Origin of the sequence: Frankia sp. AiPs1, from assembly GCF_023716945.1 — a bacterium.
Taxonomy (GTDB): domain Bacteria; phylum Actinomycetota; class Actinomycetes; order Frankiales; family Frankiaceae; genus Frankia.
In genome coordinates this window covers 1-4,262 of sequence record NZ_JAMQQF010000519.1, presented here as the reverse complement: position 1 = coordinate 4,262, position 4,262 = coordinate 1, and the positions used below count along the sequence as shown (strand labels likewise).

Annotated in this window: 4 protein-coding genes, 1 pseudogene and 1 riboswitch; all 5 genes and pseudogenes read left to right on the top strand. The window is 73.6% G+C overall.

Features of this window, described 5'->3' with window-relative positions:
- Window positions 1–2: 2 nt before the first annotated feature.
- Window positions 3–521, top strand: a complete 519-nt coding sequence (locus ND748_RS26515; RefSeq protein WP_251748921.1) for a dCMP deaminase — start codon at window positions 3–5, stop codon at window positions 519–521.
- A 118-nt stretch (window positions 522–639) separates the two neighbouring features.
- Window positions 640–769: riboswitch (FMN riboswitch) on the top strand.
- Between the two features lie 127 nt (window positions 770–896).
- Window positions 897–1,625 (top strand): riboflavin synthase, encoded by a 729-nt coding sequence (locus tag ND748_RS26510; RefSeq protein ID WP_251748919.1) that lies wholly within the window; start codon window positions 897–899, stop codon window positions 1,623–1,625.
- Window positions 1,622–3,145, top strand: coding sequence for a bifunctional 3,4-dihydroxy-2-butanone-4-phosphate synthase/GTP cyclohydrolase II (locus tag ND748_RS26505; RefSeq protein WP_251748917.1), 1,524 nt, complete (start codon window positions 1,622–1,624; stop codon window positions 3,143–3,145). The genes ND748_RS26510 and ND748_RS26505 overlap by 4 nt, the downstream gene beginning before the upstream one ends.
- Window positions 3,142–3,624, top strand: a complete 483-nt coding sequence (gene ribH, locus ND748_RS26500) for a 6,7-dimethyl-8-ribityllumazine synthase (protein WP_251748915.1) — start codon at window positions 3,142–3,144, stop codon at window positions 3,622–3,624. Before ND748_RS26505 ends, ribH begins: the two co-directional genes overlap by 4 nt.
- Before the next feature lie 348 nt (window positions 3,625–3,972).
- Window positions 3,973–4,262, top strand: a pseudogene (locus ND748_RS26495) (hypothetical protein); the annotation flags it as partial.

Below are 4,262 nucleotides of genomic sequence, written 5' to 3'. Positions count from 1 at the left end.
GCGTGACCACGTCCGGCTCGCCGCCGCCCGGTGGTCCGCCGCCGGGGCCCGGCGGGGACCGGTACTGGCTGACCCGTGCGGTCGAGCTCGGGCGCCGCTGCCCGCCGTCGTCCACGGCGTTCTCGGTCGGCGCGTTGATCGTGGCGGCCGACGGGACCCCGCTGGCCGACGGCTACTCCCGGGCGCAGGAACCGCACGACCACGCCGAGGAGGTCGCGCTGCGCCGACTCGCCGCCCGCACCGACCCGGACGGCGGCGTCGATGTCGGCGTAGATCCGGCGGGGGCGACGGTGTACAGCTCGCTGGAGCCGTGCAGCGCCCGGGCATCGCGGCCGCGGACCTGCACGGAGCTGATCCTCGCTGCCGGCATCGGCCGGGTGGTGTTCGCCTGGCGCGAGCCGGCGCTGTTCGTCGACTGCGACGGTGCCGAGCGGCTGGCCGCGGCCGGCGTCGAGGTGGTCGAGATCCCGGCGCTCGCCGCGGAAGTCCGCGCGGTCAACGGTCACCTCCCGCTCGGCTGAGGGCGCGGCGGGCCGCGCCCGACCTGGTATTTGGCCGGCGGGCATGACCTCGGTCACGTCGTCGGGTGCGGCGTGCGGCCGCTTCGTATGTCAGACTTGGGGCAGTACAACCAGCAGCACGCGCGCTCCGGGGTCGGTGAAACTCCGAGCCGGCGGTGATAGTCCGCGACCCGTCCGCAGGTACTGGGACGGCTGATCCGGTGAAATTCCGGGACCGACGGTTAAAGTCCGGATGGGAGGACGCGCGCGGGCCGAGTGCCCGTGGGTGGCCGTCGCCGTCCATGGGCGCGCGCCGGCGTGCGCATGCCGGCAGGTCCCGCGTGGGAACCCCCCGTGACCGGGGAGCGGTGCCCGGGACCGAAGGGCGCGAGTCGGATGTTCACCGGCATCGTTGAAGAGCTCGGCGTGGTGGCTGCGGTAGATGCGCGGCCGGAGTCGGCGGCGCTCACCATTTCCTGTCAGACCGTACTGACGGACGCGACCCACGGCGCCTCCATCGCCGTCAACGGCGTGTGTCTCACGGTGACCTCCTTTCAGCAGGCCGGCACCGATCCGGACAGCACCGATCCGGACAGCACCGATCCGGACAGCATCGATCCGGCCGGAACTGCGCCGGTCGGCACAATTGCGGTGTCCGCGACGTTCACGGCTGACGTGATGCGCGAAACCCTCGTGCGGTCCTCCCTCGGTGAACTCGCCGTCGGGGACCGGGTGAACCTCGAACGGCCCGTCCGGCTGGCCGACCGCCTCGGCGGCCATCTCGTCCAGGGGCACGTCGACGGCGTCGGCGTGGTCGTCGACCGGCAGGCCGACGAGCACTGGGAGGTCGTGCGCATCGCCCTGCCCGCCGGCCTCGACCGCTACCTCGTGGAGAAGGGCTCGGTGACGGTCGACGGCGTCAGCCTGACCGTCGTCGAGGTCACCCCGGCCGGGGGCGACTCCCCGGCGACGTTCACGGTCAGCCTGATCCCCACCACCCTCGACCTGACCACGCTCGGCCGCCGCGCACCGGGTTCCCGCGTCAACATCGAGGTCGACGTGCTGGCCAAGTACGTCGAGAAGCTGCATGCCGGCACCATCGACCCGAACGGACTGTCCCGATGACCACCTCCGCGGCCGGCGCCTCCTCGACGGCCATCCCCGCTCCCTCCGTCTCCGTCCCGACCTCGTCCGGCACCGGGGCGTCCGGCACCGGGGCGTCCGGCACCGGGGCGTCCGGCACCGGGGCGTCCGGCGCTGGCATCGGCCCGGCGTCCGGCGTCGACGGTGTCGACGTGACGTTCGCCTCGATCGAGGACGCCATCGTCGAGATCGCCGCTGGCCGGCCGCTCGTCGTTGTCGACGACGCCGATCGGGAGAACGAGGGTGACCTGATCTTCGCCGCCGAGGCGGCCACCCCCGAGCTCGTCGCGTTCATGACGCGCTACACCTCCGGGGTGATCTGCGTGCCGATGGACGCCGTCGACACCGACCGGCTCGAACTCGACCAGATGGTCCCGCACAACACCGAGCGGATGGGCACGGCGTTCACCATCACCGTCGACGCCCGTGAGGGCGTCTCCACCGGCATCTCCGCCGCCGACCGGGCGCGCACGATCCGGCTGCTTGCCGACCCCGACACGGTCCCGGGCGACCTGAGCCGACCGGGGCACATCTTCCCGCTGCAGGCCAAGGACGGCGGCGTGCTGCGCCGGCCGGGCCACACCGAGGCGGCCGTCGACCTGGCCCGGCTCGCCGGCCTGCGCCCGGCCGGCACCATCTGCGAGATCGTCAACGACGACGGGACGATGGCGCGCCTTCCCGAGCTCGCCGCGTTCGCCCGCGAGCACGGCCTGCTGCTGATCTCCATCGCCGACCTCATCGCCTACCGCCGGCGGACGGAGAAGCAGGTGGTGCGGGTTGCCGAGGCGACGATCCCGACCAGTTACGGCACCTTCCGCGCCGTCGGTTTCCGCAACATCCTCGACGGGGTGGAGCACATCGCGCTGATCCGCGGCGAACTGGGCGACGGCGAGGACGTCCTCGTCCGGGTGCACAGCGAGTGCCTTACCGGCGACGTGTTCGGCTCGCGGCGCTGCGACTGCGGCACCCAGCTCGACGCCGCCCTGCGGATGATCGCGGCCGAGGGTCGCGGGGTGGTCCTCTACGTGCGGGGGCATGAGGGGCGCGGCATCGGCCTGATGCACAAGCTGCGGGCCTACCAGCTCCAGGACGCCGGCCACGACACCGTGGACGCCAACCTCGCGCTCGGCCTGCCTGCCGACGCCCGCGACTACGGCACCGGCGCGCAGATCCTCGTCGATCTCGGGGTGCGCGGCCTGCGGCTGCTGTCGAACAACCCGACGAAGCGGGCCGGTCTGGAGGGCTACGGGTTGCGCATCGTCGAGCTCATCGGCATGCCGGTGACCCAGACGCCGGAGAACCTGCGGTACCTGACGACCAAGCGCGACCGGATGGGCCATGTCCTGCCGGGGCTGCCCCGCGCGGTCGGGGAGGACACCCCGGCCGGCGGCCGCTGGGCGCCGAGCCCCGCACGGGTGCCCGCGACCTCCGGCTGCGCCGCCGTTGCGGGCGGCGCCGGCTCCCCGGCCGGCATGGATCTCACCGATGGAGAGGGTCTGTGAGCGGCTTCGGCGCGCCGCAGGAGGTGCTGCCGGCGGTGGCCGGGCTGCGGTTGGCGGTCGTCGCCACCCGCTGGCACGCCGAGATCACCGACGCGCTGCTGGCCGGGGCGCTGCGCGCGGCCAAGGACGCCAGGCTCGCGACGGCGCCGACCGTCGTGCGGGTCTCCGGTGCGGTCGAGCTGCCCGTCGTCGTCGCGGCGCTGGTCCAGCGGCACGACGCGGTCGTCGCGCTCGGCGTGGTCATCCGCGGCGGCACGCCGCACTTCGACTACGTCTGCCAGTTCGTCACCGCGGGGCTGGCCCGGGTCACCCTCGACGCCCGGGTCCCCGTCGGCTTCGGCGTGCTCACCTGCGACACGGTCGACCAGGCCCGCGACCGGGCCGGGCTGCCCGACTCCAGCGAGGACAAGGGCCGGGAGGCGACGCTGGCCGCCCTCGACACCGCGGCGGTGCTGCGCGAGCTGGCCCTCGCCGGCTGACCGCACCGACTGATCCCGGCGAGCCGCGTCGCCGGCTGCCGTCGGCCACCGTCCCCCCGGGGGACGGTGGCCGTCCGCATCCTCATGTCACACGCACGGTGCGAGCCCGATCCGTCCCGGTGACATGACCTCGGTATGGTGTTGCCATCGCATGGCGATTCGGAGTGGATCGAGTGTGCCGGTGGTGTGTTCACTGCTCGTGGGTCTGTTTCCGGCTATCTGGATCATCCTGAAGCTCTTGTCGGGGCAGTGGGTGACGCGAGACCGTGATGCCACGCCGTAGCGGTTGCCTCGCGCTCCGGTGTCGTCCAGTGGAGTCGGTCCGGAGATGGGGGCGGGGTGGCGCGGATGGCGGGTCATGGTGGGAACCGGGACGATGACGACACCTCGGCGCCGGCCGCTTCGTCCGCGGCCGATCGGGACGGCCTGGACGTCTCGGCCCGGTCGGTCGATGCGCAGGCGTCCGGCGCGGGCGGCGGGGACGCCCGTCCGATCTCCCTGCTCGGCCTGCGCCTGACCGAGCCGCCGTCGCCGCGCAACGCCCTGGTCACCCGGCGTCCCACTCGGACGCGGCCCGGCGTGCCGCGGGTCGAGCCCGGCAGTGGAGTCGTCGGGGGGCCCACCGGTGGGGTGCCCGC